The sequence below is a fragment of the Geodermatophilus ruber genome, assembly GCF_900114385.1.
GTDB classification, from domain to species: Bacteria; Actinomycetota; Actinomycetes; order Mycobacteriales; family Geodermatophilaceae; genus Geodermatophilus; species Geodermatophilus ruber.
Window position 1 is genome coordinate 499549 of sequence record NZ_FOSW01000001.1, and the last position, 26533, is coordinate 526081.

Sequence of the window (26533 nt, forward strand, 5' to 3'; positions counted from 1 at the left end):
ACTCGACGAGGAGGCGATGGCCGACCTCGCCAAGCGTGACCCCGATGCCGCGACCCGGCTGCTCACCGCCCTGGGCCGGGCGTTCGACCCGAAGCTCCGGGCCGCGGCCCGCGCCCTGGCCTGCCGGCTGCCGGTGGCCGCCCCGCGCGCCGGCGTCCCCGACCGCCCGGGCACGCGCCGGATGGTCACCCGGCGGGACCCGACCGGCACCGACATCGACCTCGACGCCACGCTCGCTGCCCGCGGCGCGGAGCCGCACTGGCGCGCCGAGCACCTGCACACCCGCCGCTGGCGCTCCACCGGGCGGGCGTGCGTGCTGCTGGTCGACGCCTCCGGCTCGGTGGCCGGTGACGAGCTCGCCGTCGCCGTCCTCACCGCCTCGGCGCTGGCCCAGCGGATGCGGCCCGAGGACGAGCTCGCCGTCGTCGCGTTCTGGTCGCAGGCGGTCGTGCTGCGGCCGATGTCGGCCGATCCGCGCGCCGACGTCGTCATCGACCGGTTGTTCGACCTGCAGGGCGGCGGCACCACCGACCTCGACCTCGGCCTGCGCACCGCCGCCCAGCAGCTGGCCCGGTCCCGCGCGGCCGCCCGCGACGTGCTGCTGCTGTCCGACGGCATGCCGACCGACAGCCCGGATCCACTGCCCGCCGCGGCCGCCCTGGCCCGCGCGGGCGCACACCTGCACGTGCTGTCGCTGTCCGACGCCCCGGAGTCGACCGCGAACTGCGCCGCCCTGGCCGCGGCCGGCGGCGGCCGGGTGGCTCCGCTGCACCGGCCGACCCAGGCCCCGGCCGCGGTCCGCACGCTGCTCGGCTGAGCGCCCCAGGCCGTGCGAGGCGGTCGGCGCCCGCCCCCGTGACCGGTGGGCCGGGGAGACGAGCAGGCCCACCACCTCGACGTCGTACCGGAACGCCGGCGACGTCAGCGGATCGGCCCGCCGGCCGGCTCGGGTGCGTCGACCAGTCCGTACTCCCGGGCCTCGTTCGCCGTGAACAGCCTCCCGGTGCGCATGTCCGCGGCGACCTGCTCGGCCGGCCGGCCGCACGCGGCCGCCAGGCGCTCCTGCAGGCGGGCGAGTTGCCGGGCGAGCTCTGCCGCCCAGGACCCGACGTCCCGGCCCGGCCCGCTGTGCGGGGCCCGCGGCTCGCAGAGGTACAGCGTCGCGGACGGCCCGGCGATGCGCCGGTCGGCCACGGCGAGGACGGCGACGGCGGGGCCGGTGAGCCTGCCCAGACTGGTGGCGTGCACCGGCACCCCCATGAGGTCCAGGGCGTCCACCAGCGTGAGGACGGCGTCGAGGCCGGCGCTCACCCCCGACAGCTGCAGCCGGACCGGTCCGTCACCGGTCGCATCGAGCAGCGCCAGCTCGGCCACGGCCCGGTTCACCGCATCGGCGTCCAGCTCGCCGGCCAGCGTCACGACCCGCTGGTCGAGAAGCCGTTCGGCCAGCCTGTCCTGGCCGACGACGAGGGCCGCCGACGACGAGACCGCCCCCGGCCCGGGCGGCCGGGACTCGGGCTGCCAGGGGCTTCGCGGGAACCGCGGCGGCTGAGGCGGGAACGGCTCGGGCGGACGTGGCGGAATGGTGCCGCCGGGTCGGCTCATCAGGACTCCTCGGAGGGTCGGACCCTCCAATCGACGGTGCGGCCGAGGGCGGCCGCGTAACGCTCGAGCGTGGACAGCCGCGCGTCCAGCTCACCGCTCTCGAGGCGCGCGACGGCCGACTGCGACGTACCCATCCGCGCCGCGATCTCGGTCTGGCTCAGCTCGCTCTCCCGGCGGGCCCGGACCAGCTCATCGATGAGCGCGCGCCGGCGTTCGGCCAGGCCCTGCAGGCCTGGGAAGTTCGTCCGGCGCGACGACGGCGACATAGCGGAAAAGCTATCGCCTTCCCGCTATACCGGGAACCCCTCGGCCGCCAGAGCGGCCACAAAGCCCGCCTCGTGGCGGTCAGCGCTCCGCGGTCTTGTGGATCGGACCCTCGATCCCGGTCAGCCGCTCCCCTGAGCCACCCCAGCGCCCGGCGATGATCTCGGCGGCGATGGAGATCGCGGTCTCCTCCGGCGTGCGGGCACCGAGGTCCAGGCCGATCGGCGAGGACAGCCGCGCCAGCTCCTCCTTGGCCAGGCCGGCCTCCTCCAGCCGGACCAGCCGCTCGTCGTGGGTGCGCCGCGAACCCATCGCGCCGACGTAGGCCACCGGGATCCGCAGCGCGACCTCCAGCAGCGGGACGTCGAACTTCGGGTCGTGGGTGAGCACGCACAGCACGGTGCGCTCGTCGATCCGCCCCGCATCGACCTCGGCCTGCAGGTAGCGGTGCGGCCACTCGACGACGACCTCGTGGGCGTCGGGGAACCGCTTGGGCGTGGCGAACACCGGCCGGGCGTCGCACACGGTGACCCGGTAGCCGAGGAACGCCCCGACCCGGGCGACGGCGGCGGCGAAATCGATCGCGCCGAACACGATCATCCGGGCCGGCGGGGCGAAGGAGTTCACGAACAGCGACAGGTCGTCGCCGCGGCGCTCCCCGTCGTGCCCGACGTGCAGCATCCCGGTGCGGCCGGCGACCAGCATGCCGCGGGCGTCGGCGGCCACGGCGTCGTCCAGCCGCTGCAGGCCCAGGGTGTCGGAGACCCGGTCGGGCCAGACCACCAGCCGCCGCCCGACGCGGTCGTCCGGGCCGGCCACGCAGGTGACCACGGCGACCGGCTCGTGCGCCGCGACGGACTCGGCGATCTCCCCGAGCTCGGGGAAGGACTCGCGGGAGATCCGCTCGACGAAGACGTCGAGGATGCCGCCGCAGGTCAGCCCGACGGCGAAGGCGTCGTCGTCACTGACGCCGTAGCGCTCCAGGGTGGGGACGCCGCTCTCGACGACGTCCTTGGCCTCCTCGTAGACCGCGCCCTCCACGCACCCGCCGGAGACGCTGCCCACGGCGGTGCCGTCCGGGCCGACCAGCATCGAGGCGCCCGCCGGGCGGGGCGCGGAGCGCCAGGTGGCGACGACCGTCCCCATCCCGACGGTCTCGCCCGCCTGCCACCAGCCGATCAGGTCCTCGAGCACGTCACGCATGGCAGCCCCCTCTGAGCGGAGTGGATCGGTGCAGGTAACGCGGACGGATCCACTCCGTCAACGTCTCAAACACGGGAGATCACTCCCGCAAGCTCCTCGAACGCGGCCATGCTGTGCCCGGCGACGAAGTGGTCCACCGAGGGCAGGGCCGCCTGCATCCCGCCGGTGAGCGGCTGGTAGCCCTCCCGGCCCTTGTGCGGGTTCACCCACACCACCGCGTGCGCCAGCCGCCGCAGCCGTGCCATCTGCTCGGCGAGGACCTCGGTGCCGCCACGCTCCCAACCGTCGCTGCAGATGACGACCACCGCCCCGCGCGCCGTGCCGCGCTGTCCCCACCGGTCGAGGAAGGCCTTGAGCACCTCGCCGAGACGGGTGCCGCCGGACCAGTCCGGGATGGCGGTGCCGCTGGCCGCCAGCGCCCGGTCCGGGTCGCGCAGCCGCATCTCCCGGGTCACCCGGGTCAGCCGGGTGCCGATGGTGAACACCTCGGTGGCCACCGGGTGGGCCTGGACCGCGGCGTGCGCGAAGCGCAACAGCGCGTCGGCGTAGGGGCCCATCGAGCCGGAGACGTCGATCAGCAGGACGACGCGGCGCGGGCGGGGCCGGGCCCGCCGGTGCAGCAGCCGGGTGACCTCGCCGCCGTCGTGCAGGGCGCGGCGCACCGTGCGGGAGGCGTGCACCGTCCCGTGCGCGTCCGGCCGCCGGCGCCGGGACGGGCGCATCGGCGACGCCGGGACCAGCAGCGCGAACAGCCGCCGCAGGTGCTCCCGCTCGGCCACGGTCAGCTCGGCGACGTCCCGGTGCCGCAGCACCTCGTCGGGGCTGGCCCGGCCGGCGACGTCCGGGACGTCCTCCGACTCCTCGCCGGCAGCGGACCCGGCCTCCAGCGGTGCCATCGCCGCCAGCTGCGGCTTCTCCTCCTGCATCGGCCGGGTCCGGCGCGGCACCTCCCCGCCGAACCACGCGGTGAAGGCGGCGTCGTAGCGCTCCAGGTCGTCGGGGCTGCCGCACAGGGTGAGCCGGCCGGCCCAGTAGACGGCCGTGGCGTCGAGGACGTCGAGCGCGCCGACGGCGGCCAGCATCGCCTCCACCCGGTCCGGCGAGGCGGCCACCCCGGCGTGGCGGAGCGTCCGGGCGAAACCGAGCACCGTGTCGACGACGTCCCGCACGGCCCCGTTTCGGCCCTTCTGCTGAGCGTGCGAAGGGTGAGAGGAACAGGGTCCTTTCTCAGCCACCGAAGAGCGCCCCCCTGTCCATGGCGTGCACCCGCTCGGTGTCCTCGCGGTACTTGAGGACGGCGCCGAGCGTGCGGGCGGCGACGTCCGGGTCGAGGTCGCGGGCGCCGAGGGTGTGCAGCGCGGTCGCCCAGTCCATCGCCTCGGCGACCCCGGGCGGCTTGAGCAGGTCGAGGGTGCGCAACGTCGCCGTCGCCCGGGCCACCTCGCGGGCCAGCTGCTCGGTCACGTCGGGCAGCCGGCGGCGCAGGATGGCCACCTCGCGGTCGAAGTCGGGGTGCTGCAGCCAGTGGTAGAGGCACCGGCGCTTGAGTGCGTCGTGCACCTCGCGCGTGCGGTTGGAGGTGAGGACCACCAGCGGCGGCGTGACCGCCCGGATCGTGCCGAACTCGGGGATCGAGATGGTGAAGTCCGAGAGCACCTCCAGCAGGAAGGCTTCGAACTCGTCGTCGGCGCGGTCGATCTCGTCGACCAGCAGCACGCTCGGGGAGTCCTCCAGGGCCTGCAGCAGCGGGCGGGCCAGCAGGAACCGGCGGTCGTAGAGCGAGGCCTCCAGCTTCTCGGTGTCCCCGGTGGCGTGCGCCGCCTCGGCGGCCCGCAGGTGGAGCAGCTGGCGGCCGAAGTCCCAGTCGTAGAGCGCCTGGCTGGCCTCGAGGCCCTCGTAGCACTGCAGCCGGTAGAGCGGGCGCCCGGTGATCTGGGCCAGCGCCTGCGCCAGGGCGGTCTTGCCGACGCCCGCCTCGCCCTCCAGGAACAGCGGCCGGTGCATGGCCAGCGCCAGGTAGGCGGCCGTGGCCAGGCCCTGGTCGGGCAGGTAGCCGGTGGACTCCAGCGCGGCGGCCAGCTCGTCGGGGCCGGCGAAACCCACCTCGGCGGCGGCCACCGTGGGCAGCATGCTTTCGGTCACGGACCGAGCATCCCACCCGCCGGAACCCCCGGACGGCGGGTGGGATGCTGGGCGACGGAGAGTGATTCCCCGACCGCCGGGTGTGTCCCGATCCCGCCGTCCCCGGCGCGTCGGACCGATCCCCGCGGAGCCGTCTGCTCATGCTGGGGGGCGTGCCTCCCCGTTCGCCGTACGACAACCTGGTCCACCCCCGCACCGTCAAGAAGCCCACCCCGCAGGTCGAGGCCGAGCGCGACCTGGTCGTGGAGGACCCGAGCTCGGGTTTCGTGGGCGCGGTGGTGCGCTGCGAGAAGGACGTCGTCCACCTCGAGGACCGCAACGGGCGTGTGCGCGCCTACCCGCTGGGGCCCGGGTTCTGGGTCGACGGCCGGCCGGTGGTGCTGGTGCGCCCGAAGCCGCAGGCGCCGAGCGGGCCGGCGCGGAGCGCGTCCGGCTCCACCTACGTCGCCGGCGCCCGCGCGCGGGTCGCCCGAGAGGGGCGCATCTACGTCGAGGGCAAGCACGACGCCGAGCTGGTCGAGAAGGTCTGGGGCCACGACCTGCGGATCGAGGGCGTCGTCGTCGAGCCGCTGCACGGCGTCGACGACCTGCCGGCGATCGTCCGCGACTTCCGGCCGTCGTCGGGACGGCGGCTCGGCGTGCTGGTCGACCACCTGGTGACGGGCTCCAAGGAGTCGCGGATCGCCGAGCAGGTCACCGGCGCACACGCCCTCGTCGTCGGCCACCCGTTCATCGACATCTGGCAGGCGGTCAAGCCGTCGGTCGTCGGGATCAGGGCGTGGCCGACCGTGCCGAAGGGCGAGTCGTGGAAGGAGGGCGTCTGCCGCCGGCTGGGCTGGGAGGACGACACCGGCTACGTCTGGGCGCAGCGGATCCTCGCCCGCGTGCACACCTGGACCGACCTGGAGCCCGCGCTGATCGGCCGGGTCGAGGAGCTCATCGACTTCGTCACGACCGACTGACCGGAGTGGATCCGTGCGGGTCACCCGCACGGATCCACTCCGGTCCGCCTCAACTCGGGATGTAGTCGAACTCGTCCGGGTCCGGGCCGGTGCGCTCGCCCCGGTCGAGGCCGCTGATCGTGGCCATCGCCGCCTCGTCGAGCTCGAAGTCGAAGATCGCGAAGTTCTCCTCCACCCGGCTGCGGGTCACCGACTTCGGGAAGACGACGTCGCCGCGCTGGACGTGCCAGCGCAGCGTCACCTGGGCCGGCGTGCGGCCGACCTGCCGCGCGATGTCCTGCAGCACCGGGTCGTCGTTGACCTTGCCCTTGGCGATCGGCGCCCACGCCTCGGTGACGATCCGGTGCTCGGCGTCGAACGCGCGGACGTCGTCCTGGGTGAGGTACGGGTGCGCCTCGATCTGGTTCACCGCCGGCACGACGTCGGTCTCGTCCAGCAGCCGGCGCAGGTGGTGCGGCTGGAAGTTCGAGACGCCGATCGCCCGGACCCGGCCGCTGGCGTAGATCTCCTCCAGCGCCCGCCAGCGCTGCACGAAGTCACTCACGGCCGGCAGCGGCCAGTGGATGAGGAACAGGTCGAGCTGGTCGAAGCCGAGCTCGCCGAGGCTCTGGTCGAACGAGCGCAGGATGTCGTCGCGCTCGAGCCGGTTGTTGTTCAGCTTGCTGGTCACGAAGACCTGCTCGCGCGGGATGCCCGAGCTGCGGATCGCCTCGCCGACGCCCTTCTCGTTGCCGTACATCTGCGCGGTGTCGATGTGCCGGTAGCCGACCTCCAGCGCGGTGCGGGTGGCCTCGGCGGTCTCGGCCGGTGGGATCTGGAAGACGCCGAAACCCAGCTGCGGGATCTCGACGCCGTTGTTCAGCCTGATCGTCGGCACGGGGGCCACGATGTTCCTCTCGTTCTGCGGGATGCCGCGCGCGATCCGGTCGCGCACGGCCTGCGGGGCACGACTACCCGGCGGCCTCGGGCTCAACCCGCTCGCCCACCACGGGGACGACGACCGGATCACGGTGTCGCCGCAGCAACGGGGCGCCCAGGAGCGCCACGACCGCCGCCATCGCGGCGGCCAGCGCCGGGACGGCGAACGCCTCCTCCGCCCCCCACGCGTCGATCGCCGCACCGGCCAGCGCCGAGCCGACGGTCACCCCGAGCGTCAGTCCGGTGGTCGTCCAGGCCAGGGCCTCGGTCAGCGCCGAGCGCGGCACGCGGGACTCGACCAGGGACGTGCCCGAGACGAGCACGGGGGCGATCGCCAGCCCGGCGACGAAGCCGCTGGCGACCAGCACGACCAGCGAGCCCACGCCCCACAGCAGCTGGGCGGCCAGGCCGAAGCCGACGGCGGTGACCAGGAAGCGGGTGGTCAGCGTGCCGGGCAGCCGGACGACGCCGTAGACCAGCCCGGCGATCAGGCTGCCGGCCGAGTAGACGGCCAGCGCGACCCCGGCCAGCGCGGGCGCCCCCTCCTCGTCGGCGAACCCCACCACGACGACGTCCAGCGCCCCGAACACCGCACCGACGGCCAGGTAGACGGCCGCGATGACCAGCACGGTGGCGTTCAGTGCGGCCCACCGCCGCACGGGTGCCGACGGGTCGACCGGCTGGACCGTCGGCTCGGTGGCGCGCTGCCGGGCCAGCCACAGCCCGCCGACCGACCCCAGGACGATCCCGGTGAGGAAGCCGACCGGGGGCGCGATCAGCGTCGCGAGCAGCGTGACCAACGGCGGGCCGACGACGAAGACGACCTCGTCGACCACGGCCTCCAGCGCGAAGGCGGTCTGCCGGCGCTCGGCGTCCGCCAGTGCCTCGGCCCAGCGGGCGCGCACCAGCGAGCCGATGTTGGCCCCGGTTCCGCCGCAGAGGACGGCGAGGACGAACCACGACCAGCGCGGCGCCCCGGCGGTGACCGCGACGACGAAGGCCACCCCGAAGGCGAAGTACCCCGCGATGAGCCGCTGCAGGACCACGCCCTGCCCGCGCCGGTCCATCACCCGGGCCCACTGCGGGCCGGCGATCGCGGAGCTCAGGGCCAGCGCGCCCGAGACCGCACCGGCCAGGCCGTAGCTCCCGGTCTCCCCGGCGACGAGGAGCACGGCACCGAGGCCGAGCATGGGGAGGGGCAGCCGGGCGACCCACCCGGCGAAGGAGAACGCCACCGAGCCGGGCACGGCGAAAAGGCGGGCATAGGGGCCGAAGACGGTGCGGGGGGACACGGGCTTCTCGCGCTTCCTGGTCACAAGCGAGTGCGGGACCGCCCGCAGGGCTCTCGGGTGACGCGGCGACCGTAGCAACGCCCCTGCCCGGCGGCGCGGTCCCCTCGGCCGGCCGGGCGGGAGGACGCGCAGGAGCGCATCGGGCCCGCGCGCCACTACATTCGGGGCGTGACCTCGCCGAGCCCGCTGCCCGACCCGGTGGTGCGCCGTCCGGACGCCGCCCCCGGAAGCGGCGGGCTGGTCGACCGGCACGGCCGCGTGGCCACCGATCTCCGGGTGTCGCTGACCGACCGCTGCAACCTGCGCTGCACCTACTGCATGCCACCCGAGGGCCTCGACTGGCTGCCCAAGATGGAGGTGCTCACCGACGACGAGATCGTCCGTCTGGTGCGCATCGGCGTCGAGCAGCTGGGCATCCGCGAGGTGCGGTTCACCGGTGGGGAGCCGCTGCTGCGGCCGGGCCTCGTCGGGATCGTGGCCGCCACGACGGCGCTGCGCCCCCGGCCGGAGGTCAGCCTCACGACCAACGCCATCGGGCTGTCCCGCGTCGCCCCCGCGCTCGCCGCGGCGGGGCTGGACCGCATCAACTGCAGCCTGGACACCGTCGACCCGGCCCGTTTCAAGCAGCTGACCCACCGCGACCGGCTGGACGACGTCCTCGCAGGCCTGGCCGCGGCGCAGGAGGCCGGGCTGACGCCGGTGAAGGTCAACGCCGTCCTGCTGCACGGCATGAACGACGTCGACGCGGTCCCGCTGCTCGACTTCTGCCTGGAGCGCGGCTACGAGCTGCGGTTCATCGAGCAGATGCCGCTGGACGCCCACCACGCCTGGACCCGCGGCCGGATGGTCACCGCCGAGGACATCCTGGAGCGGCTGTCCGCTGCGCACACGCTCACCCCCGACACCGAGGAGCGCGGGTCGGCGCCGGCCGAGCGCTGGCTGGTCGACGGCGGCCCGGCCACCGTCGGGGTGATCGCCTCGGTGACCCGCTCGTTCTGCGGCACCTGCGACCGCACCCGGCTCACCGCCGACGGGCAGATCCGCAACTGCCTGTTCGCCCGGGAGGAGTCCGACCTGCGCACCCCCATGCGGGACGGCGCCTCCGACGCCGAGCTGGCCGACCGCTGGCGGATCGCCACGCTGGCCAAGCTGCCCGGTCACGGCATCGACGACCCGAGCTTCCTGCAGCCGTCCCGGCCGATGTCGGCGATCGGGGGCTGAGTTGTCCACCCCCCCGCGCACCCCCGCCGGCCCCGTCACGGTGCGCTACTTCGCCGGGGCGCGGGCCGCCACCGGCATCGAGAGCGAGACCCGGTCGGCGGCCACCCTCGAGGAGCTGGTCGGGCAGCTCGTCGACGCCCACGGCGAGCGGCTCGAGCGGGTACTCACCGCCTGCTCGTTCCTCGTCGACGGCACGCAGACCCGGGACCGCTCGCTGCCGCTGGCCCCGGGGGCGGTCGTCGACGTGCTGCCCCCGTTCGCCGGTGGGTGATCCCCCGGGGAGATCGGCGGTCCGGTCCGTCGTTAGCAGCGCAGGAGCCGCGATCGGCCGCGGCCGGGTGAGGAGGAACCGTGAGCATCTGGGGCAAGGCCAAGGCGAAGGCCGAGGAGCTGCTGGGGCGCGCCGAGGAGGTGTACGGCGAGTCGCACGGTGACGAGGCGGCCCGGCTGGGCGGCGAGGCGCTGCGGGTGGAGGCCGAGGCCGAGGAGAAGGCCGAGGAGGAGAAGGCCGACGAGCACCGGACCGGCGAGGCCCGGCGTGACCGCGGTTCGGACGACGACGGGCTGGCCGGCGTCGGCTGACCCAGGTCCCACGACCGGACGCCGCGCCCCGGGGACCGACCGCCCTCAGGGGCAGGCGACCCACTCCTCCGCGCCGTCGGTGAAGACCTGCCGCTTCCAGATGGGCAGCCGCTTCTTCACCTCGTCGACGAGCTCGGCGCAGGCGGCGAACGCCTGACCGCGGTGCGAGGAGCTGACCGCGCAGGCCAGCGCGACGTCCCCGAGGCCGAGCATGCCCACCCGGTGGGAGACGGCGACGGCGTGCACCTCGGGGCGGGCGGCGAACTCCCGGGCCAGTTCGACGAGCACGTCCTGCGCCGTGGGGTGGCCGACGTACTCCAGCTCGGTCACCGAGCGGCCGCCGTCGTGGTCGCGGACGACGCCGGCGAAGGAGACGACCGCTCCGGCCGCCTTGTCGGCCACGGCGTCCTCGTGCTCGGTGACCGACAGGGGCGTGTCGACGACTCGCGCGATCAGCGGGCTGGTCACGGCGCCGACGGTACCGCGCCCGGCGGCACGTCGAGGTCGGTCGGATCGGCCAGGCCGGTGCAGTCCACCTGGGTGACCTGGTGGGCGGCCAGGTAACGACGGGCCCCCTCGTCACCGGTCGCCGTCTCCACGACGCCGGACCAGTGGTCGCGACCGAGGAGCACCGGGTGCCCGCGGACGCCGTCGTAGGTGGCCACCGCCAGCGCGTCGGGGGCGGCGTGCGCGGCGACCGCGCGCAGCGCCTCCGGCGTCATGCCCGGCATGTCCACGAGGGTGACCAGGGCGGCGTCGACCCGGCCCGGCCAGCCGCGCAGCCCGTCCAGGCCGGTGCGCAGCGAGGAGGCCATTCCGGTCTCCCAGTCCTTGTTGGCCAGCACGGTGGCGCCGTCGAGGTCCGCCGCCCGCCAGACGTCGACCGCCTGGGCACCGAGGACGACGAGCACCGGGTCGCACACCGCCCGCGCCGTCCGCACCGCCCGCTCCACGAGCAGGCAGCCGCCGTACTCGACCAACGCCTTGGGCATCCCGTAGCGGCGGCCGCCGCCGGCGGCGAGGACCAGCCCCGCGACTGCGCTCATACCGTCACCCTGTCAGGAGCGGCCTTCGTGGCCACGAAGGCCCTCGGACACGCGGCCTTCGTGGCCACACAGGCCGCTCAGCGGGCGTATACGGCGACCTCGGAGGCCTTGACCGCGGCCCACACCGCCGAGCCCGGGGCCAGGCCGAGCTCGGCGAACGCGGCGGCGGTGACGTCGGCGATCAGCTGCACCTCCCCGTCGAGCTCGCAGCGCACGGTCGACCCGTGCGGGGTGGCCGACACCAGCCGGGCCGGCCAGACGTTGCGCGGGCTGCCGTGCGGCGGGTCCAGGTAGAGGGCCACCGACTCCGGCCGGACGGCGATGAACACCGGCCCCACGGTCTCCTCGGCCACCGCGACCGCGCCCCCGCCGTCCAGCCTGACCGTCGTCCCGGCGCCCGTGCCGGGCAGCAGCGCCAGGCCGACCAGCCGGGCGACGTAGTCGGTGCGCGGGTGGCGGCTGACGTCGGCCGGCGTCCCGGCCTGGGCGATCCGCCCCTCCTCCACGACGACGACCCGGTCGGCCAGCGCCATGGCGTCCACCGGGTCGTGGGTGACCAGGACCGTGCTGCCGCCGAAGTCGGCCAGGTGCCGGCGCAGCTCGGCGCGCACGGTCAGCCGGGTGCGGGCATCCAGGGCCGACAGCGGCTCGTCGAGCAGCAGCAGCGCCGGGTCGCCGACCAGCGCCCGGGCCAGGGCGGCCCGCTGGGCCTGCCCGCCGGAGAGCTGGCCGGGCCGCCGGTCGCCGAGGCCGGCCAGCCCCACCCGATCGAGCCACCCGAGGGCCGCCGTCCGGGCCGGAGTGCGGGGCACGCCCCGGCTGCGCAGCCCGAAGGCGACGTTGTCGGCCACCGACAGGTGCGGGAACAGCAGGCCGTCCTGGAACACCATGCCCAGCCGGCGCTCGTGCGCGGGAAGGTGCCGGCCTTGGCCGACGTCGTCCCACACCTCGGTGCCGTCGACCACCACCCGGCCGTCCTCGGGGGGCAGCAGGCCGGCGAGCACCCGCAGCAGCGTGGACTTGCCGGCGCCGTTGGGGCCGAGGACGGCGAGCACCTCGCCATCGGCGACGGCGAGGTCGAGCTGCACGTCCAGCGGTCCCCGCCGGACGGCGACCGAGGCGTCGAGGCTCATGTCGCGACGCTGCGCCCGAGCCACCGGTCGCGCAGCAGGAGCAGCGTGGCCAGCGAGACGGCGAGCAGCACCAGCGAGAGCACGATGGCCGCCTCGGGGTCGCGCTGCAGGGCGAGGTAGACGGCCAGCGGCATCGTCTGCGTCGTCCCCGGGAAGTTGCCGGCGAAGGTGATCGTCGCACCGAACTCCCCGAGCGCCCGCGCCCAGCAGAGCACCGCGCCGGCGGCGATCCCCGGGGCGACCAGGGGCAGGGTCACCCGCCGGAACGTCGACCAGCGGCCGGCGCCGAGGGTGGCGGCGACGTCCTCGAAGCGGGCGTCGGCGGCCCGCAGCGCCCCCTCCACGCTGATCACCAGGAACGGCATCGCGACGAAGGTCTCGGCGATGACCACGGCGGTGGTGGTGAACGGGATGGTGAGGCCGAAGGTCTCGTCCAGCCAGCGGCCGACCAGCCCCTGCCGGCCCAGCACCAGGAAGAGGGCCACGCCGCCGACCACGGGGGGCAGTACCAGCGGAACGGTGACCAGGGCCCGCAGCACCGCCCGGCCGCGGATCCGCGAGCGCGCGAGCACCCAGGCCAGCGGCACCCCGAGGAGGAGGGAGAGGGCGGTGGCCGCGGTGGCCGACACCAGGGACAGCCGCAGCGCCACACCGACGGCGGGCTGGGTCAGGTGGTCGGGCAGGTCCGCCCACGGCGTCCGGACGACGAGGCCGATCAGCGGCAGGACGAGGAAGGCGACGGCCAGGGCCGCCGGGACCATCAGCGGGACGGGGACACCGGCCTCCCGCCTGCTCACGGGGGCCCTGCTCACGGGGCGCGGAAGCCGGCGTCGGCCAGCGCCTCCTGCCCCTCCTCCGACCGGACCAGCTCGACGAAGGCGGCGGCTGCTGCCGGGTTGGGGGCATCGGCGAGCGGGGCGATCGGGTAGTCGTTCACCCCGTCCTCGGCCTCGGGGAAGTCCAGGCCCTCGACGGCGTGCCCGGCCGCGGTCACGTCGGTCGTGTAGACCAGGGCCGCGTCGACCTCGCCGAGCTCCACCTTGGTCAGCGCGGCGCGGACGTCCTCCTCGAGCGTGTCCGGGCGGGGGGTGACGCCGGCGGCGGCGAAGACGTCCTCGGCGGCGGCACCGCACGGCACCTCCGGCGCGCAGACCGCCAGCGCGAGGTCCTCCCGCGCGAAGTCGGCCAGCCCGGTGACCCCGGCCGGGTTGCCCGCGGGGACGGCGATCTGCAGGACGTTCGACGTGAAGACCACCGGGTCGCCGTCGGCCAGCCCGGCGTCGGTCACCACGGTCATCTGTGCCTGGTTGGCGCTGGCGAAGACGTCGGCCGGGGCCCCCTGGGTGATCTGGGTGGCCAGCGCCGCGCTGCCGGCGAAGCTGAACTGCACGTCGAGCCCGGGATTGTCCTCCTCCAGGCGGTCGCCGAGATCGGTGAAGACGTCGGTGAGCGAGGCGGCGGCGAAGACGGTCAGCGTGCCGGTGGGGTGGCCCCCCGTGCCGGACGTCGTGCCCGCGGCCCCGCCCGCCTCGTCCGCCGGGCCGCCGCAGGCGGTCAGGACGAGCGCCGCCGCGACGGACAGCACCAGGGGGGCACGCCTGGGCATCGGGCCTCCCGCTCGACTGGCATCCGCGACTGCGGAACAATAGCCGAACTTCACCCGAAGGTGCGCAATTACTCCGCGAGCTCCGTCCGACAGTGCGCCTCAGGGGACGTCGACGCTGACCTGCGTGGCCTTGACGGTCGCGACCGCCCGGGCGCCGACCTCGAGACCCAGCTCGTCGGCGGCCTCGCGGGACATCAGCGAGACCACCCGGAACGGGCCGGCCTGGATCTCGACCTGGGCCATCACCGTGTCGCGGACCACCCGGGTGACGATGCCGGTCAGCCGGTTGCGCGCCGAGGAGTGCCGCGTGGCGCCGGGTTCGGGAGCGTCGTGCAGCCGGGCGGCGACGCGCGCGAGATCGGCGCCGTCGATCTGGGCCGGGCCACCACGCTCGCGGCGGGCCACCAGCCGGCCGCTGTCGATCCAGCGGCGCACCGTGTCGTCGCTGACGCCCAGCAGCTCCGCAGCCTCGGCGATGCGGTACGACGTGGACACGGAGGCGGACCCTACGTCCGCACCTGCGGAGGCCTCAACGTGTCGGCCCCGCAACCGCGCATCGTCGGGGTGAGCCGCTGCGCGCCGGCGCACGATCGGTGGGGAACCGGAAGGGGGGCGTGGCGGCGCGCGGTGCCACCAGGAACGCAGGCAGACGACCCGCCGCGCCGCCGGGGCAACCGGACTGGATTCGCGTCGCCGGATCCGGCCTACCGCCCTGCAGCCCGGGCCACCATCGTGGCGACGACCTGCGGAGTCGCGGCCGCGCGGGCGCTCGTCCGCCGATGCACCACAGTGCGTTGCCGGGAGCGGCGGATGCCCGGGAATCGGCCCGGCTCTTCCGCCAGGGGAGCTTCGGCTACCGCCAGGGGGGCGAACGCCGGTACCGCAACGCCGAACACGACTACCGCCGCGGGTACGACGAGGGCTGGAACGCCGCCTGGCAGATCGCCTACGACCGCAACGTGGCCAACTGGTGCCCCGAGAGGATCTGAGGAGCGGCGCTGCCGCTGTGGACGGGCCGTCGCTGTCCACAACGGCGGCCCGGCGGTGCCGGCGGGGCGGGAGAGCATGCCGGGCATGGGAACCACGACCGCGGACGATGCCTGGCTCCGCGAACTGCTGCTCTCCGGCGACTGGCTCTCCGAGCTCCGTGACGCCGACCAGATGGCCGCCGTCCTGGCCGCGCGCGACCCCGCGGTGGACCACAGCGGCGGGGCGACCCGGGTGCTGCTGTCCGCCGTCGCCGAGGCCTGGGAGCGGGGGTGGCAGCCGGCCGATGTCGTGCACCCGGTCCGCCGCCAGGCGGCCTCCCGCCCGGCGCGGCTCGCGGTCGCGCTGATCGCGGAGGACGCCCGGCGGAGCGACGCCGCCTCCCGCGCGCCCGGGGTCTGGGTCGACCAGTTGCGCGAGCTCGACGCCCTCTCCCCCGGCGACCGGGCTGTGGTCGCCGCCTGGCACCGGGCGGAGGGTCGGCCGGCGGTCGAGGCGTGGCGGGGAGTGCTGCTGCTGGCCACCGCGCTGCGCTCACTGGCCCGGATCGACCACCTGGTCCCGCCACCCTCCCGGTGGGACGCGGCAGCACCACGCGCGGACGCCGTTCCCGCCGCCGATGACGCACGTCTGCTGCGGCGCATCCGGGGCCTGCTGGCCAAGGCGGAGTCGACGGAGTTCCCCGAGGAGGCCGAGGCCCTCACCGCCAAGGCGGCGGAGCTCATGGCCCGCCACTCGGTCGATGCGGTGCTCCTGGCCGGCGGCGGCACCACCCCGGACCGTGCGGCGGTGGGCACCCGTCGGGTCCACGTCGACGCCCCCTACGTGCGGGCCAAGATGCAGCTGCTGGGCGCGGTCGCGGATGCCAACGGCGTGCGGCTGGTCTGGTACCGGAGTCTCGGCATCGCCAATCTGGTCGGCGTTCCCGCCGATCTCGACGCGGTGGAGCTGCTGTTCACGTCGCTGCTGCTGCAGGTGAGCCAGGCCCTCGCTGCGGCCGAACGTGCGGCCGGGCGGCGATCGGCCTCCCGCTCGTTCCGCCGGGCGTTCCTGCTGGGCTACGCGATCCGCATCGGCGAGCGGCTGCAGAGCGCCCGGGAACGCGCCACGGCGACCGCGGCGGCGGAGCGGGGCGTGGACCTGCTGCCGGTGCTGCGGTCGCGTCAGGAGGCGGTCGACGACGTCTTCGCCGAGCTCTTCCCGCGGGTGCGGGGCAGCCGCGGGAAGAGCCCGGTGGATCCCACGGGCTGGCACGCCGGCCGCGCCGCCGCCGAGCGCGCCGACGTCGGGTCGCGACGAGAGCCGCTGCGCTGACCCAGCGGCTGCGATCGTGCGCGCGTTCCCGCGGGAACGCGGCCGGTAGTGCACGACACCGTTTGCCCGCCGCTGGCGCCGGGCAGCGGGAGCCGGCGCCTCCCGAGAACCAGAACGATCCCGCGGGTGCGTCGGCCGCCGCCCGCACCCGCCGCATCCGGGAGGTCGCCCGCGATCTGCTCGGCTTCGAGCACTTCCGGCCGGGCCAGGAGGAGGCGATGCGGTCGGTCGTCTCCGGGCGGGACACCCTGGCCGTGCTGCCCTCGGGTGCCGGCAAGTCCGCCGTCTACCAGGTCGCCGGCCAGCTCGCCGCCGGGCCGGTGCTCGTCGTCTCCCCGCTGATCGCCCTCCAGCGCGACCAGGTGCAGCGGCTCGACGAGCTCGACGCCCTGAAGGGTGAGGCCGCCCAGCTGAACTCCGCGCTGTCCGCCGCCGACCGGCGCGCGGCGCTCGACGGGCTCGCAGACGGAACGGTCCGCTATCTGTTCCTCGCGCCCGAGCAGCTGACCAAGCCCGAGGTGGTCGACGCCATCGCCGCGGCGCACCCGGCGCTGTTCGTCGTCGACGAGGCGCACTGCGTCTCCGCGTGGGGGCATGACTTCCGGCCCGACTACCTGCGGCTGGGCGCGGTGATCGAGCAGCTCGGGCACCCCACCGTGCTCGCGCTCACCGCCACCGCGGCTCCACCGGTCCGCGCCGAGATCGTCGAGCGCCTGGGCATGCGCGAGGCCCGCACCGTGGTCGCCGGCTTCGACCGCCCGGAGATCCGCCTGGAGGTCGAGCACCACCCCGACGCCTCCGCCAAGCACGAGGCGGTGCTCCACCGGGTGCTCGCGCTGGTCGGGGACGGTCACGTCCCGGGCATCGTCTACAGCGCCACCCGCAAGGGCACCGAGGAGCTGGCCGCCGGGCTGGGCGACCGGGGGCTGCGCACCCGGGCCTACCACGCGGGGCTGAGGAAGTCCGACCGCGAGGACACCCAGCGGGCCTTCATGGCCGACGAGCTGGACGTCGTCGTCGCCACGACCGCCTTCGGCATGGGCATCGACAAGCCCGACACCCGGTTCGTCGTCCATGCCGAACCCGCCGACTCCGTCGACAGCTACTACCAGGAGATCGGCCGCGCGGGGCGCGACGGGCAGCCGGCGCTGGCCGTGCTCGTCTACCGCCAGGAGGATCTCGGGTTGCGCCGGTTCTTCGCCGCCGGCGTCCCCGCCGAGGAGGAGCTGCAGCAGGTCGCCGGCCTGGTCGCGGCCGCCGAGGCGGCCGGCATCGCGGACGGCGTCGATGTCAAGGCCCTCCGCGAGGAGACCGGCCGCGGCGCGACACCCCTGGCCCGCGACCTCAACCTGCTCGAGCAGGTGTCGGCCGTCGTCCTCGACGAGGACGGCGCCGCCCATCCCGCCCAGGACGCGCCCGCCCCCGGCGAGGCCGCCGCGGCCGCGCACGAGCTGGCCGAGCACCACGAGCAGGTCGACCAGAGCCGCGTGGAGATGATGCGCGGCTACGCCGAGACCACCGACTGCCGGCGGCAGTTCCTCCTCGGCTACTTCGGCGAGCAGCTCGAGCAGCCGTGCGGCAACTGCGACACCTGCGACGCCGGCACCGCGCAGGAGCAGCCCGGCACCGCGGACGAGGACACGCCCTTCCCGCCGCAGACGCCGGTGGTGCACGCCGAGTGGGGACCGGGCGTGGTCATGCGGGTGGAGGACGACCGGGTCGTCGTCCTGTTCGAGGAGGTCGGCTACAAGACCCTCGGGCTGGCCGCCGTCGTGGAGAACGACCTCCTCGAGCGCCGGGACAGCTGAGCGGCGTCGGTTTCACGGGAAACCGGCGTTCGCCCTGCGAGCCGAGGTCGACGGCTCGATGATCACAGACGGGGCGGCCCCCTCCGGCGGAAGGAGTGCACGCGTGAAGGTCCTCGGCATCAACGCGCTGTATCACGACCCGGCCGCGGCCCTGGTCGTCGACGGCACGGTCGTCGCGGCGGCGGAGGAGGAACGCTTCAGCCGCCGCAAGCACGGGAAGCGCCCGCTGCCGTGGAGCGCGTGGGAGCTGCCCGAGTTGTCGGCCGCGTGGGTGCTCGCCGGGGCCGGCCTCACGCCGGCCGACCTGGACGCCGTGGCCTACTCCTTCGACCCGCGGCTGATGCCCTCCCCGGAGGGGTCCGGGCTCTACGACGAGGGCGACGTCATGCGGAAGATGTACGCCGAGAAGGCGCCCGCATTCCTCGCCCACCACCTGCCCGGGCTCCGCGAGGAGAAGGTCCGCTTCGTCCCCCACCACGTGGCGCACGCGGCGAGCGCCGGCCTGGCCGCGCCCTACCCGACCAACTCGGTGCTGGTCCTCGACGGCCGCGGCGAGGCCGTCAGCCACCTCGCCGGCCGCTACACCGACGGGCAGCTGGAGGTGCTGGCCAGCCAGCCCCTCCCCCACTCGCTGGGCCTGCTGTACGAGGACCTGACCGACCACCTGGGCTTCCTGCGCAGCTCCGACGAGTACAAGGTCATGGCGATGGCCTCCTACGGGAAGCCCCGGTTCGCCGCCGAGCTGGAGCCGTTCATCCAGGCCACCGGGGACGGCGGATACCGCACCGAGACGGTCGACTTCGCCGAGTTCGCCCCACGGCTGCGCACGGGCGCCGAGTGGACCGAGGCGCACGCCGACCTCGCCGCCAGCGTCCAGCTACGGCTGGAGGAGACGATGCTGGACCTCGTCCGCTGGCTGCACGGCCGCACCGGCGACACCGCGCTCACCCTGGCCGGCGGCGTCGCCCTCAACTGCGTGGCCAACAGCCGCATCCACGCCGAGGGCCCGTTCGACCAGGTCTGGGTGCAGCCCGCCGCCGGCGACGCGGGGACGGCGCTCGGCGGCGCCCTCGCCGTCTCCGAGGACCTCGGGGACCGGACGCAGCCCATGCCCGGCGCCGACCTCGGCCGCGGCTGGACCGACGAGGAGATCGAGGCCTGGCTGACGACGGCGGCCATCGCCTACGAGCGGCCGCGCGACGTCGCCGACGCCGTCGCCGAGGTGCTCGCGAACAACGGCATCGTCGCCTGGTTCCAGGGCCGCAGTGAATTCGGCCCGCGCGCGCTCGGGCACCGCAGCCTGCTCGCCCACCCCGGGTTCGAGGCCAACCTCGAGCGGATGAACAACGTCAAGGGCCGGGAGCAGTTCCGGCCGGTCGCCCCGATGGTGCTGGCCGAGCGGGCAGCTGAGATCTTCGGCCGCGGCCCGATCCCGTCGCGCTACATGCTGTTCGTGCACGACGTCGCCCCCGACTGGCGGGACCGGATCCCCACCGTCACCCACGTCGACGGGACGGCGCGCATCCAGACCGTCGACCGCGCCGAGGAGCCGCTGGTCGCCCGCATGCTGGAGTGCTTCGAGCGGCGCACCGGCCTGCCGGTCGTGGTGAACACCAGCCTGAACACCGCCGGCCGGCCCATGGTCGACGACCCGCGCGACGCCCTGGAGTGCTTCGGCTCGGCCCCGGTGGACCTGCTGGCGATCGGCCCGTTCGTCGTCCGCCGTCCCCGCTCAACCCTGGGCTGACCGGGGCAGGGCACAGGGTCCCCCGGCCGTCGGGGACCTGCGGCTCTGGACGGCGACCGGTCCCCGCTGCTCACTGGGGACCGGGCGCGGCGACGCGCCCGGGCGGAGAATCCCGTCCGACCGGCCCTCCGTGGAGGGAGGACGGCGCCGTGGACGACGACCCCGAGCTCCGGTGCCTGGGCGCCGAGATCGAACGCGACGACCCCGAGCTGGCCGCCCTGCTCAACGCGGGCCCCGGAGCGGTGGCCTACGGCGCGCTCCCGGACGATGCCGTCCCGGCCGGCCGGCGGTGGCCGTGGTTCCGGCTCGCCTGCTGGTGGCTGGCCTTCGCCAGCATCCCCCTGGCCATCGCGGCGACCGTGCTGATCGGCCCGGTCGCCTTCGGGGTGATCGGCATCGCCTTGGCCCTGGCCAGCCCGCTCGTGGTCTGCTGGTGGGCCGCGCCCCCCGAAGAGCCCTGATCCGGGGAAGCCGCCGAGAAACCAGCCGCCGGGCTGCGAGCCAGGTCACCCGGCCGTTACGTTGCGGGCATGGACTTCGCCCTCTCGGAGCGCGCCGAGGACGTCTGTGGCCGGATGTGGGACTTCATGCGCGAGCAGGTCTTCCCCGCCGAACCGGTGTACGAGGCCTGGCGGGCCGAGCGGGGGCACGACAACCACGACCATCCGCCGGTGCTCGAGGAGCTCAAGGTCGAGGCCCGCAAGCGCGGCCTGTGGAACCTGTTCCACCACGAGCTGGGCGGGCTGACCAACCTCGAGTACGCCTCGGTCGCCGAGATCATGGGCTGGTCCCCGGTGATCGCGCCGGAGGTCACCAACTGCGGTGCACCCGACACCGGCAACATGGAGACGCTCATGCTGTTCGGCACGGCCGAGCAGAAGGAGCGCTGGCTGGAGCCGCTGCTGGCGGGTGAGATCCGCTCCGGTTTCGCCATGACCGAGCCGGACGTCGCCTCGTCCGACGCCCGCAACATCCAGACCTCGATCGTCCGCGACGGCGACGAGTACGTGATCAACGGACGCAAGTGGTGGATCACCGGCACCGCGGACGAGCGCTGCCAGATCTTCATCGTCATGGGCAAGACCGACCCCGACGGAGCGCCGCACCGCCAGCAGTCGATGGTGCTGGTGCCGCGCGACACCCCCGGGTTCGAGATCGTCCGGCACCTGCCCGTCTTCGGCTACCAGGACCAGCACGGGCACTCCGAGTTGCGGTTCACCGACGTCCGGGTGCCGGCCGGCAACCTGCTGGCCGGTGAGGGCGACGGTTTCATGATCGCCCAGGCGCGGCTGGGCCCCGGCCGGATCCACCACTGCATGCGCGCCATCGGCATGGCCGAGCGGGCGCTGGCGCTCATGGTGGAACGGGTGAAGTCGCGGGTGGCCTTCGGCCGGCCGCTGGCCGAGCAGGGCACCGTGCGGGAGCAGATCGCGCTCTCCCGGATCGAGATCGACCAGGTCCGGCTGCTGGTGCTCAAGACCGCCGACCTGATCGACAAGTACGGCGCCAAGGGCGCCCGCACCGAGATCGCGGCCATCAAGGTGGCCGCGCCGAAGGTGTGCCTCGACGTCATCGACCGGGCCATCCAGGTGCACGGCGGCGCCGGGGTCAGCGACGACACGCCGCTGGCGGGGTTCTGGGCGCACGCCCGCACGCTGCGCATCGTCGACGGCCCGGACGCCGTCCACATCCGCTCGGTCGCCAAGGAGGAGCTGGCCCGCGAGCGGCCCTACGCCGGCTGACCGGCCGGGCCCGCGGCGGGCGTCAGGGCGCGATCGTCCCGCCCAGGCCCCCGCCGGCCAGCCTGGCCATGAGCTGCGTGCGGTCCAGACCCACCGCGGCCAGCGCGTCGCCGTCCCGGTCCGTGTCGATCTCGTCGGGGAGCTGGGCCGCCACCCGATCGGCCGTGTCGTTGTCCCCCTCGGTCCGGAGCACCTTGAGCAGCTCCTGCTTGTTCAGCTTCACGCCTGACCTCCGTCCGGTCGCCCTCCGGTGGGCCACCAGCGTGATGCGCGCCCTCCCCGCGTGCAACGTCAGGCCCCGCGGGCGTCGTAGAGGGTGACGCCACGGAGGACACGGGTGGGATCGCGAACCCGAGGCCCGTTCCACCGGACGCAGTCGCGGCGGCGCCGCTCAGCGACGCTGCGCGCGCCGGTACAGGAAGACCGCCACCCCGGCGAGGACGGCAGCGAGGAAGAGCTGAGCCACCCCCACGACCGTCTGGTCGCTGGCGAACCAGGTGGGCGAGGAGACCAGCAGGACGACGGCGATGCCCGCCACGAGCAGGGCGACCAGCCGCTCGCGGCGGTCTCGGGGTGAGGTCACGACGACGACCCTAGGTCCTTGTCATGCAAGTGGGTACTTGCGTATCGTTCGGCCGTGGGCGACGTGTTCAAGGCCCTCGCGGATCCGACCCGGCGGGCGATCCTCGACGAACTCCAGGAGCGGACCGGCCAGACGCTGTTCGAGCTGTGCACCCGGCTGATCACCAAGCACGGGCTCACCTCGTCCCGTCAGGCCGTCTCCCAGCACCTGGACGTCCTCGAGGCGGCCGGCCTGGTCCGGACCCGGCGGGAGGGCCGCTACAAGTTCCACGACCTGGACACCTCGCCGCTGCGGACCATCACCGACCGATGGCGGCTGTGACACCGAGCAACGCACCCCTGAGGAGGGCGAGCATGCGGATCAACCTGGCCAGCATCCACGTCGACGACCAGGAGAAGGCCCTGCGCTTCTACACCGAGACGCTCGGCTTCGTGACGAAGAACGACATCCCGATGGGCGAGCACCGGTGGCTCACCGTCGTCTCCCCGGAGGACCCGGACGGCGTGGAGCTCGTGCTCGAGCCCAGCGACCACCCGGCAGTGGGCCCGTACAAGCAGGCGCTGGTCGCCGACGGCATCCCGTTCACCTCGTTCGCCGTCGCCGACGTGCACGAGGAGCACGAGCGACTGAAGGGGCTCGGCGTCACCTTCACCCAGGAGCCGACGGCCATGGGCCCGGTGACCACGGCGGTGCTCGACGACACCTGCGGCAACCTCATCCAGCTCGCCAGCATGTGAGCCGCAGCGGCCGGGGTCAGTCCGCCTTGTTCGGCGGCTCACCCTCCGCCCGCGCGGCCCGGGCCTGGGCACGGTCGTAGGCGCAGGCGTCGCCGGCCTCGGTGACCGGGGTCGGCCCCGCCTCCGGCACCGGCGCACCGGCCGTCGGCGGCGTCCTCGGAGCCGTCGACGGCGCCTCGGCGCCCGGCGGCGTCCCGTCCGGCGGGGCGTCGTCGGCCGCCGGGGCCGGGTTCAGCGCCTGCCGGACGATCGCCCGCATCTCGTCGTAGTCGGGATAGGCGGGGTCGATGAGGCTGGTGTCGAACACGACGCTGCGCAGCTCGGTGTCCTTGACCAGGAACGCCAGGTCGACGAAGTCGTCGAGGGCCGACTGCGGGATGTCGGTGCTCACGATGTCCTGCGTGGTGGCCGCCAGCTCCTGGTACTGCTGCAGGAGCGTGACCGGGTCGGCGGCCTTGATGATCGCGTTGATGGTGCACCGCTGGCGGGCCATCCGGTCGTAGTCGGTGAGCCCGAACCGCCCGCGGGCGAAGTCCAGCGCCCGCTCGCCGTCCATGCGCTGGTTCGGCCCGGGCTCGATGTAGTCGTCGGGCAGCTCGCCGGTGCCGGGGTCGCCGTTGATCGGCACGTAGTAGTTGACGTTCACCGTGATGCCGCCGAGGGCGTCGACCAGCCGGCTGAACCCGTCGAGGTTGACCAGCACGAAGTAGTCGATGGTCAGCCCCAGCGCCTCACCGACGCCGAGCTTGAGGAAGTCCGCCCCTGGGTCGTCGGTGCGGCCGAGGATGTCCGGGTGGTCCGCGGGGCCGTTGCGGTACACCGCGTTGAGCAGGCTCTCGCTCTCGCTGCCGGCGTCGAACCCGTCGGGGTAGACCTCGGCGAGCGGGCTGTCGGCCGGGAAGGGCAGCTCCTGCAGGTTGCGCGGCAGGCTGAACAGCGTGGTCTGCCCGGTGTCGGTGGCGATGCTGGCCACGAGGACGGTGTCGGTGCGCACGCCGTCGCGCCCCTGCCCGCCGTCCCCGCCCAGCAGCAGCACGTTGACCCGGTCCTGGTCGCCGAACGGGTCGGCGGTGACGTCCACGGTCGCCGACTCCCGTTCGGCGAACAGGCCCTCGATCAGGCCGCGCTGGGCCAGCCCGAGGCGGGTGGCGTAGAAGGCCGGCAGGGCGATGCCGGCCAGCAGCGCGAGCACCACGATCCCGCCGAGCACCTGCCGCAGCGCGGTGGTCCGTTCCGGCAGCAGCATCCGGTAGCCGGCGACGACGACCGCCATCCAGAGGACCGCCACGGCGAACACCCCGCCGATCAGCCAGATCAACCAGTTCGCGTCGACGGCGATCTGCACGGCGGTGCGGCGGCCGGCCGTGGCCAGCCAGGCCACACCCCCCACCATGAGGAGGAACAGGGTCAGGACGACCGAACCGAGCACCCTCCGCCCGGCCGCGAGGAACGCGACACCGGGGACGACGGCGCCCGCCACGGTCATGGCGAGCGCGGAGCGGAAGTGCCGTCGCTCGCGGCGCCGGGCGCGGGGAGAGGGCTCCGGCAGCGGAGGAAGGGGCCGCCGGGGCCCGATGGGACGGGTTGCGTCCCAGTGCTCGCTCACGCGCACGCCCCCGCTGGACGGATGCCGGTCATCCGGCCATGGTCCCACTCCCGGGCGCGCCGTACCGCGAGGGCGCGACCGCCGACCTGCGGGGACGCGGCGGGGACACGCCGTCCATGCGTGGTGCGGGCCGTCCCGGGGAACCTCCAGGGGATGACCCTGGTTACGGGAACGTAGGTTACGCAGTCGTAGGTCCAGGCAGACGTTGGTCGACCGCACCCCGGAGGTCCGCATGCCCTCGACGTCCCCGCACGCGGCGGTGCTCCACGAGCTCGAGCCCGTGGTCGCGCAGAATCTCGACCGCCACCTCGGCGTCGCGAAGGAGTGGCACCCGCACGACTACATCCCCTGGTCGCAGGGGCGGGACTTCGCCTTCCTCGGCGGCGAGGACTGGGCGCCGGAGCAGTCCCGGCTCTCCGAGGCGGCGAAGGCGGCGATGTTCGTCAACCTGCTCACGGAGGACAACCTGCCCAGCTACCACCGGGAGATCGCCACCCGGTTCGGCCGGGACGGCGCCTGGGGCCAGTGGGTGGGCCGCTGGACGGCGGAGGAGAACCGGCACGGGGTCGCGCTGCGCGACTACCTCGTCGTCACCCGCGGCGTCGACCCGGTGGAGCTGGAGCGGGCGCGGATGGACTACATGACCACCGGCTACGACTCCGGCGACAAGACCCCGCTGGAGGCGCTGGCCTACGTGTCCTTCCAGGAACTGGCCACCCGTGTCTCGCACCGCAACACCGGCCGGGCCACCGGGGACCCGATCGCCGACCGGCTGCTGGCCCGCATCGCCACCGACGAGAACCTGCACATGATCTTCTACCGGAACCTCATGGCCGCGGCGTTCGACATCGACCCCGACCTCGCGATGCAGGCGGTGACCAAGGAGGTCGTCGGTTTCGAGATGCCCGGCGCCACGATGGCCGGCTTCCGGAAGAACTCGATGACCATCGCCAAGGCCGGCATCTACGACCTGCGGCTGCACCACGACGAGGTGGTGAGCCCGGTGCTGCGGGCCTGGAAGGTCTTCGAGCGCACCGACCTCGGCCCGGCCGGCGAGAAGGCCCGCGAGGAGCTGGCCGTCTTCCTCGCCGGCCTGGACGCGCAGGCGACGCGGTTCGTGGAGAGCCGCGAGCGGATGCGCGCCCGCGAGGCCGCCCGGAACGCCTGACGGAGTCGCTGGAGCGCGCAAACCGCTCGCGAGCTACTCCGTAAGCTCGGTGCACGTGCGACTGGCCACCTGGAACGTCAACTCCATCCGCAGCCGTGCCGACCGGGTGGTCGCCTGGCTGCAGCGGCGCGACGTCGACGTCCTGGCGCTGCAGGAGACCAAGTGCCGCGACGACCAGTTCCCCGAGTCCCGCTTCACCGACCTCGGCTACCAGGTCGCGCACGTGGGCCACTCGCAGTGGAACGGCGTGGCGATCCTCTCCCGCGTCGGGCTGGCGGACGTCGAGATCGGCTTCCCCGGCCAGCCCGGCTGGGGTGAGGATCCGGCCGCGGAGGCCCGCGCGATCGGCGCCACGTGTGGCGGCGTGCGGGTGTGGAGCCTGTACGTGCCCAACGGCCGCACGCTGACCGACCCGCACTACGACTACAAGCTCCGCTGGCTCGAGGCGCTGCGGACGACGGCGGCCGGCTGGCTGGACCGGGACGCCGACACCCCCGTCGCCCTCGTCGGCGACTGGAACATCGCCCCGCAGGACGAGGACGTGTGGGACATGAGCGTCTTCACGCACTCCACCCACGTCTCCGAGCCCGAGCGGGCCGCGTTCCGCGCCTTCCTCGACGGCGGGTACGCCGACGTCGTCCGCCCGCACGCCCCGGGCCCCGGCGTCTACACGTACTGGGACTACACCCAGCTGCGCTTCCCGCGCCGCGAGGGCATGCGGATCGACTTCGTGCTCGGCTCCCCCGCCCTCGCCGCGCGCACGACCGGCGCGCTCATCGACCGCGAGGAGCGCAAGGGCAAGGGCGCCAGCGACCACGCCCCCGTCGTGGTCGACCTGGCGCCCTGAATCCGGACGGCTCCCCGGCT

Annotated in this window: 31 protein-coding genes and 1 pseudogene; 15 read left to right on the forward strand and 17 right to left on the reverse strand. The window is 74.5% G+C overall.

The window, feature by feature from the left end:
* Window positions 1–16 precede the first annotated feature (16 nt).
* Window positions 17–817, forward strand: a complete 801-nt coding sequence (locus tag BMZ50_RS02515) for a vWA domain-containing protein (protein WP_245753275.1) — start codon at window positions 17–19, stop codon at window positions 815–817.
* 104 nt (window positions 818–921) lie between these two features.
* On the opposite strand, the gene BMZ50_RS02520 is transcribed toward BMZ50_RS02515, so the two are convergent.
* The 5 genes from BMZ50_RS02520 to BMZ50_RS02540 all read right to left on the reverse strand — a co-directional run bounded on the left by BMZ50_RS02520 (window position 922) and on the right by BMZ50_RS02540 (window position 5214).
* Window positions 922–1605, reverse strand: a complete 684-nt coding sequence (locus BMZ50_RS02520; protein WP_091320854.1) for a ClpP family protease — start codon at window positions 1603–1605, stop codon at window positions 922–924.
* Window positions 1605–1871 carry a helix-turn-helix domain-containing protein gene (locus BMZ50_RS02525; RefSeq protein WP_091320856.1) on the reverse strand — a complete coding sequence of 89 codons (267 nt, stop codon included), beginning with the start codon at window positions 1869–1871 and terminating at the stop codon, window positions 1605–1607. The genes BMZ50_RS02520 and BMZ50_RS02525 overlap by 1 nt, the downstream gene beginning before the upstream one ends.
* Before the next feature lie 79 nt (window positions 1872–1950).
* Complete coding sequence (locus BMZ50_RS02530; RefSeq protein WP_091320858.1) at window positions 1951–3072, reverse strand: XdhC family protein; 1122 nt, start codon at window positions 3070–3072, stop codon at window positions 1951–1953.
* Window positions 3073–3137: 65 nt separating this feature from the next.
* Window positions 3138–4241 (reverse strand): vWA domain-containing protein, encoded by a 1104-nt coding sequence (locus BMZ50_RS02535; protein ID WP_177212599.1) that lies wholly within the window; start codon window positions 4239–4241, stop codon window positions 3138–3140.
* A gap of 58 nt (window positions 4242–4299) precedes the next feature.
* Window positions 4300–5214 (reverse strand): AAA family ATPase, encoded by a 915-nt coding sequence (locus BMZ50_RS02540; protein ID WP_245753277.1) that lies wholly within the window; start codon window positions 5212–5214, stop codon window positions 4300–4302.
* A 152-nt stretch (window positions 5215–5366) separates the two neighbouring features.
* Here BMZ50_RS02540 and BMZ50_RS02545 point away from each other — a divergent pair, with 152 nt between their 5' ends.
* Window positions 5367–6176 carry a DUF3097 domain-containing protein gene (locus BMZ50_RS02545; RefSeq protein ID WP_091321051.1) on the forward strand — a complete coding sequence of 270 codons (810 nt, stop codon included), beginning with the start codon at window positions 5367–5369 and terminating at the stop codon, window positions 6174–6176.
* 49 nt (window positions 6177–6225) lie between these two features.
* On the opposite strand, the gene BMZ50_RS02550 is transcribed toward BMZ50_RS02545, so the two are convergent.
* Complete coding sequence (locus BMZ50_RS02550) at window positions 6226–7053, reverse strand: aldo/keto reductase (RefSeq protein ID WP_425431985.1); 828 nt, start codon at window positions 7051–7053, stop codon at window positions 6226–6228.
* A gap of 73 nt (window positions 7054–7126) precedes the next feature.
* The gene (locus BMZ50_RS02555; protein ID WP_245753279.1) at window positions 7127–8386 is read right to left on the reverse strand and encodes an MFS transporter; all 1260 of its coding nucleotides are present in this window, start codon (window positions 8384–8386) and stop codon (window positions 7127–7129) included.
* A gap of 168 nt (window positions 8387–8554) precedes the next feature.
* On the opposite strand from BMZ50_RS02555, the gene moaA reads away from it, so the two are divergent.
* The 3 genes from moaA (at window position 8555) to BMZ50_RS02570 (ending at window position 10189) form a co-directional block, all read left to right on the forward strand.
* Window positions 8555–9607 carry a GTP 3',8-cyclase MoaA gene (gene moaA, locus BMZ50_RS02560; RefSeq protein WP_218146057.1) on the forward strand — a complete coding sequence of 351 codons (1053 nt, stop codon included), beginning with the start codon at window positions 8555–8557 and terminating at the stop codon, window positions 9605–9607.
* 1 nt (window position 9608) lies between these two features.
* Window positions 9609–9878 carry a MoaD/ThiS family protein gene (locus BMZ50_RS02565; protein WP_091320864.1) on the forward strand — a complete coding sequence of 90 codons (270 nt, stop codon included), beginning with the start codon at window positions 9609–9611 and terminating at the stop codon, window positions 9876–9878.
* Window positions 9879–9958: 80 nt separating this feature from the next.
* Window positions 9959–10189 carry a hypothetical protein gene (locus tag BMZ50_RS02570; protein WP_091320866.1) on the forward strand — a complete coding sequence of 77 codons (231 nt, stop codon included), beginning with the start codon at window positions 9959–9961 and terminating at the stop codon, window positions 10187–10189.
* A 45-nt stretch (window positions 10190–10234) separates the two neighbouring features.
* On the opposite strand, the gene BMZ50_RS02575 is transcribed toward BMZ50_RS02570, so the two are convergent.
* From BMZ50_RS02575 to BMZ50_RS02600, 7 genes and pseudogenes are all read right to left on the reverse strand, one after another.
* Window positions 10235–10657 (reverse strand): molybdenum cofactor biosynthesis protein MoaE, encoded by a 423-nt coding sequence (locus tag BMZ50_RS02575; RefSeq protein WP_218146058.1) that lies wholly within the window; start codon window positions 10655–10657, stop codon window positions 10235–10237.
* Window positions 10654–11235: a nucleotidyltransferase family protein gene (locus tag BMZ50_RS02580; protein WP_091320868.1), complete on the reverse strand. Its 582-nt coding sequence runs from the start codon at window positions 11233–11235 to the stop codon at window positions 10654–10656. Before BMZ50_RS02580 ends, BMZ50_RS02575 begins: the two co-directional genes overlap by 4 nt.
* Before the next feature lie 77 nt (window positions 11236–11312).
* Window positions 11313–11768, reverse strand: a complete 456-nt coding sequence (locus BMZ50_RS25180) for a TOBE domain-containing protein (protein ID WP_425431987.1) — start codon at window positions 11766–11768, stop codon at window positions 11313–11315.
* Between the two features lie 120 nt (window positions 11769–11888).
* Window positions 11889–12311, reverse strand: a pseudogene (locus tag BMZ50_RS25185) (ATP-binding cassette domain-containing protein); the annotation flags it as partial.
* A gap of 53 nt (window positions 12312–12364) precedes the next feature.
* A complete protein-coding gene (locus tag BMZ50_RS02590; protein ID WP_245753280.1) occupies window positions 12365–13165 on the reverse strand; it encodes an ABC transporter permease in 801 nt (266 codons plus the stop codon).
* 11 nt (window positions 13166–13176) lie between these two features.
* Window positions 13177–13974, reverse strand: coding sequence for a molybdate ABC transporter substrate-binding protein (gene modA, locus BMZ50_RS02595; protein ID WP_091320872.1), 798 nt, complete (start codon window positions 13972–13974; stop codon window positions 13177–13179).
* 99 nt (window positions 13975–14073) lie between these two features.
* Window positions 14074–14469, reverse strand: a complete 396-nt coding sequence (locus BMZ50_RS02600; RefSeq protein ID WP_091320874.1) for a TOBE domain-containing protein — start codon at window positions 14467–14469, stop codon at window positions 14074–14076.
* Window positions 14470–14753: 284 nt separating this feature from the next.
* Here BMZ50_RS02600 and BMZ50_RS02605 point away from each other — a divergent pair, with 284 nt between their 5' ends.
* The 6 genes from BMZ50_RS02605 to BMZ50_RS02630 all read left to right on the forward strand — a co-directional run bounded on the left by BMZ50_RS02605 (window position 14754) and on the right by BMZ50_RS02630 (window position 21572).
* Window positions 14754–14963 carry a hypothetical protein gene (locus BMZ50_RS02605; protein ID WP_091320876.1) on the forward strand — a complete coding sequence of 70 codons (210 nt, stop codon included), beginning with the start codon at window positions 14754–14756 and terminating at the stop codon, window positions 14961–14963.
* 85 nt (window positions 14964–15048) lie between these two features.
* Window positions 15049–16275 (forward strand): DUF2786 domain-containing protein, encoded by a 1227-nt coding sequence (locus tag BMZ50_RS02610; protein ID WP_218146059.1) that lies wholly within the window; start codon window positions 15049–15051, stop codon window positions 16273–16275.
* Between the two features lie 62 nt (window positions 16276–16337).
* Window positions 16338–18083: a RecQ family ATP-dependent DNA helicase gene (locus tag BMZ50_RS02615; RefSeq protein ID WP_091320878.1), complete on the forward strand. Its 1746-nt coding sequence runs from the start codon at window positions 16338–16340 to the stop codon at window positions 18081–18083.
* A gap of 103 nt (window positions 18084–18186) precedes the next feature.
* Complete coding sequence (locus tag BMZ50_RS02620) at window positions 18187–19830, forward strand: carbamoyltransferase family protein (RefSeq protein WP_091320880.1); 1644 nt, start codon at window positions 18187–18189, stop codon at window positions 19828–19830.
* A 149-nt stretch (window positions 19831–19979) separates the two neighbouring features.
* On the forward strand, window positions 19980–20291 hold the full coding sequence (locus tag BMZ50_RS23555) for a hypothetical protein (RefSeq protein ID WP_143087057.1): 312 nt from the start codon (window positions 19980–19982) through the stop codon (window positions 20289–20291).
* 69 nt (window positions 20292–20360) lie between these two features.
* Window positions 20361–21572 carry an acyl-CoA dehydrogenase family protein gene (locus BMZ50_RS02630; protein WP_091320884.1) on the forward strand — a complete coding sequence of 404 codons (1212 nt, stop codon included), beginning with the start codon at window positions 20361–20363 and terminating at the stop codon, window positions 21570–21572.
* 22 nt (window positions 21573–21594) lie between these two features.
* Here the strand turns inward: BMZ50_RS02630 and BMZ50_RS02635 are convergent, their stop codons facing one another.
* The gene (locus BMZ50_RS02635) at window positions 21595–21795 is read right to left on the reverse strand and encodes a hypothetical protein (protein WP_091320886.1); all 201 of its coding nucleotides are present in this window, start codon (window positions 21793–21795) and stop codon (window positions 21595–21597) included.
* A 168-nt stretch (window positions 21796–21963) separates the two neighbouring features.
* Window positions 21964–22155 (reverse strand): hypothetical protein, encoded by a 192-nt coding sequence (locus BMZ50_RS02640; protein ID WP_091320888.1) that lies wholly within the window; start codon window positions 22153–22155, stop codon window positions 21964–21966.
* A 54-nt stretch (window positions 22156–22209) separates the two neighbouring features.
* Here BMZ50_RS02640 and BMZ50_RS02645 point away from each other — a divergent pair, with 54 nt between their 5' ends.
* Both BMZ50_RS02645 and BMZ50_RS02650 read left to right on the forward strand, forming a co-directional pair.
* Window positions 22210–22476, forward strand: a complete 267-nt coding sequence (locus tag BMZ50_RS02645; RefSeq protein ID WP_091320890.1) for an ArsR/SmtB family transcription factor — start codon at window positions 22210–22212, stop codon at window positions 22474–22476.
* 32 nt (window positions 22477–22508) lie between these two features.
* Window positions 22509–22892, forward strand: coding sequence for a VOC family protein (locus tag BMZ50_RS02650; protein WP_091320892.1), 384 nt, complete (start codon window positions 22509–22511; stop codon window positions 22890–22892).
* A 16-nt stretch (window positions 22893–22908) separates the two neighbouring features.
* Here BMZ50_RS02650 and BMZ50_RS02655 read toward each other — a convergent pair whose 3' ends face one another.
* Window positions 22909–24378 (reverse strand): LCP family protein, encoded by a 1470-nt coding sequence (locus BMZ50_RS02655; RefSeq protein WP_245753282.1) that lies wholly within the window; start codon window positions 24376–24378, stop codon window positions 22909–22911.
* A 352-nt stretch (window positions 24379–24730) separates the two neighbouring features.
* Here BMZ50_RS02655 and BMZ50_RS02660 point away from each other — a divergent pair, with 352 nt between their 5' ends.
* Together BMZ50_RS02660 and BMZ50_RS02665 are read left to right on the forward strand one after the other, a co-directional pair.
* Entirely contained in the window at window positions 24731–25666 is a 936-nt protein-coding gene (locus BMZ50_RS02660; protein WP_091320895.1) for an acyl-ACP desaturase, read from the forward strand.
* A gap of 55 nt (window positions 25667–25721) precedes the next feature.
* Window positions 25722–26513 (forward strand): exodeoxyribonuclease III, encoded by a 792-nt coding sequence (locus BMZ50_RS02665; protein ID WP_091321061.1) that lies wholly within the window; start codon window positions 25722–25724, stop codon window positions 26511–26513.
* Window positions 26514–26533: the final 20 nt, after the last annotated feature.

Excerpts from the sequence above, each read along its gene's own strand:
- BMZ50_RS02520 (WP_091320854.1), bottom strand. The coding sequence starts at position 1,605 with ATGAGCCGACCCGGCGGCACCATTCCGCCACGTCCGCCCGAGCCGTTC.
- BMZ50_RS02580 (WP_091320868.1), bottom strand. The coding sequence starts at position 11,235 with ATGAGCGCAGTCGCGGGGCTGGTCCTCGCCGCCGGCGGCGGCCGCCGC.
- BMZ50_RS02530 (WP_091320858.1), bottom strand. The coding sequence starts at position 3,072 with ATGCGTGACGTGCTCGAGGACCTGATCGGCTGGTGGCAGGCGGGCGAG.
- BMZ50_RS02610 (WP_218146059.1), top strand. The coding sequence starts at position 15,049 with ATGGGAACCACGACCGCGGACGATGCCTGGCTCCGCGAACTGCTGCTC.
- BMZ50_RS02650 (WP_091320892.1), top strand. The coding sequence starts at position 22,509 with ATGCGGATCAACCTGGCCAGCATCCACGTCGACGACCAGGAGAAGGCC.
- BMZ50_RS02655 (WP_245753282.1), bottom strand. The coding sequence starts at position 24,378 with ATGACCGTGGCGGGCGCCGTCGTCCCCGGTGTCGCGTTCCTCGCGGCC.
- modA (WP_091320872.1), bottom strand. The coding sequence starts at position 13,974 with ATGCCCAGGCGTGCCCCCCTGGTGCTGTCCGTCGCGGCGGCGCTCGTC.
- BMZ50_RS02630 (WP_091320884.1), top strand. The coding sequence starts at position 20,361 with ATGGACTTCGCCCTCTCGGAGCGCGCCGAGGACGTCTGTGGCCGGATG.
- BMZ50_RS02605 (WP_091320876.1), top strand. The coding sequence starts at position 14,754 with ATGCACCACAGTGCGTTGCCGGGAGCGGCGGATGCCCGGGAATCGGCC.
- BMZ50_RS25180 (WP_425431987.1), bottom strand. The coding sequence starts at position 11,768 with ATGGCGCTGGCCGACCGGGTCGTCGTCGTGGAGGAGGGGCGGATCGCC.
- BMZ50_RS02515 (WP_245753275.1), top strand. The coding sequence starts at position 17 with ATGGCCGACCTCGCCAAGCGTGACCCCGATGCCGCGACCCGGCTGCTC.
- BMZ50_RS02525 (WP_091320856.1), bottom strand. The coding sequence starts at position 1,871 with ATGTCGCCGTCGTCGCGCCGGACGAACTTCCCAGGCCTGCAGGGCCTG.
- BMZ50_RS02660 (WP_091320895.1), top strand. The coding sequence starts at position 24,731 with ATGCCCTCGACGTCCCCGCACGCGGCGGTGCTCCACGAGCTCGAGCCC.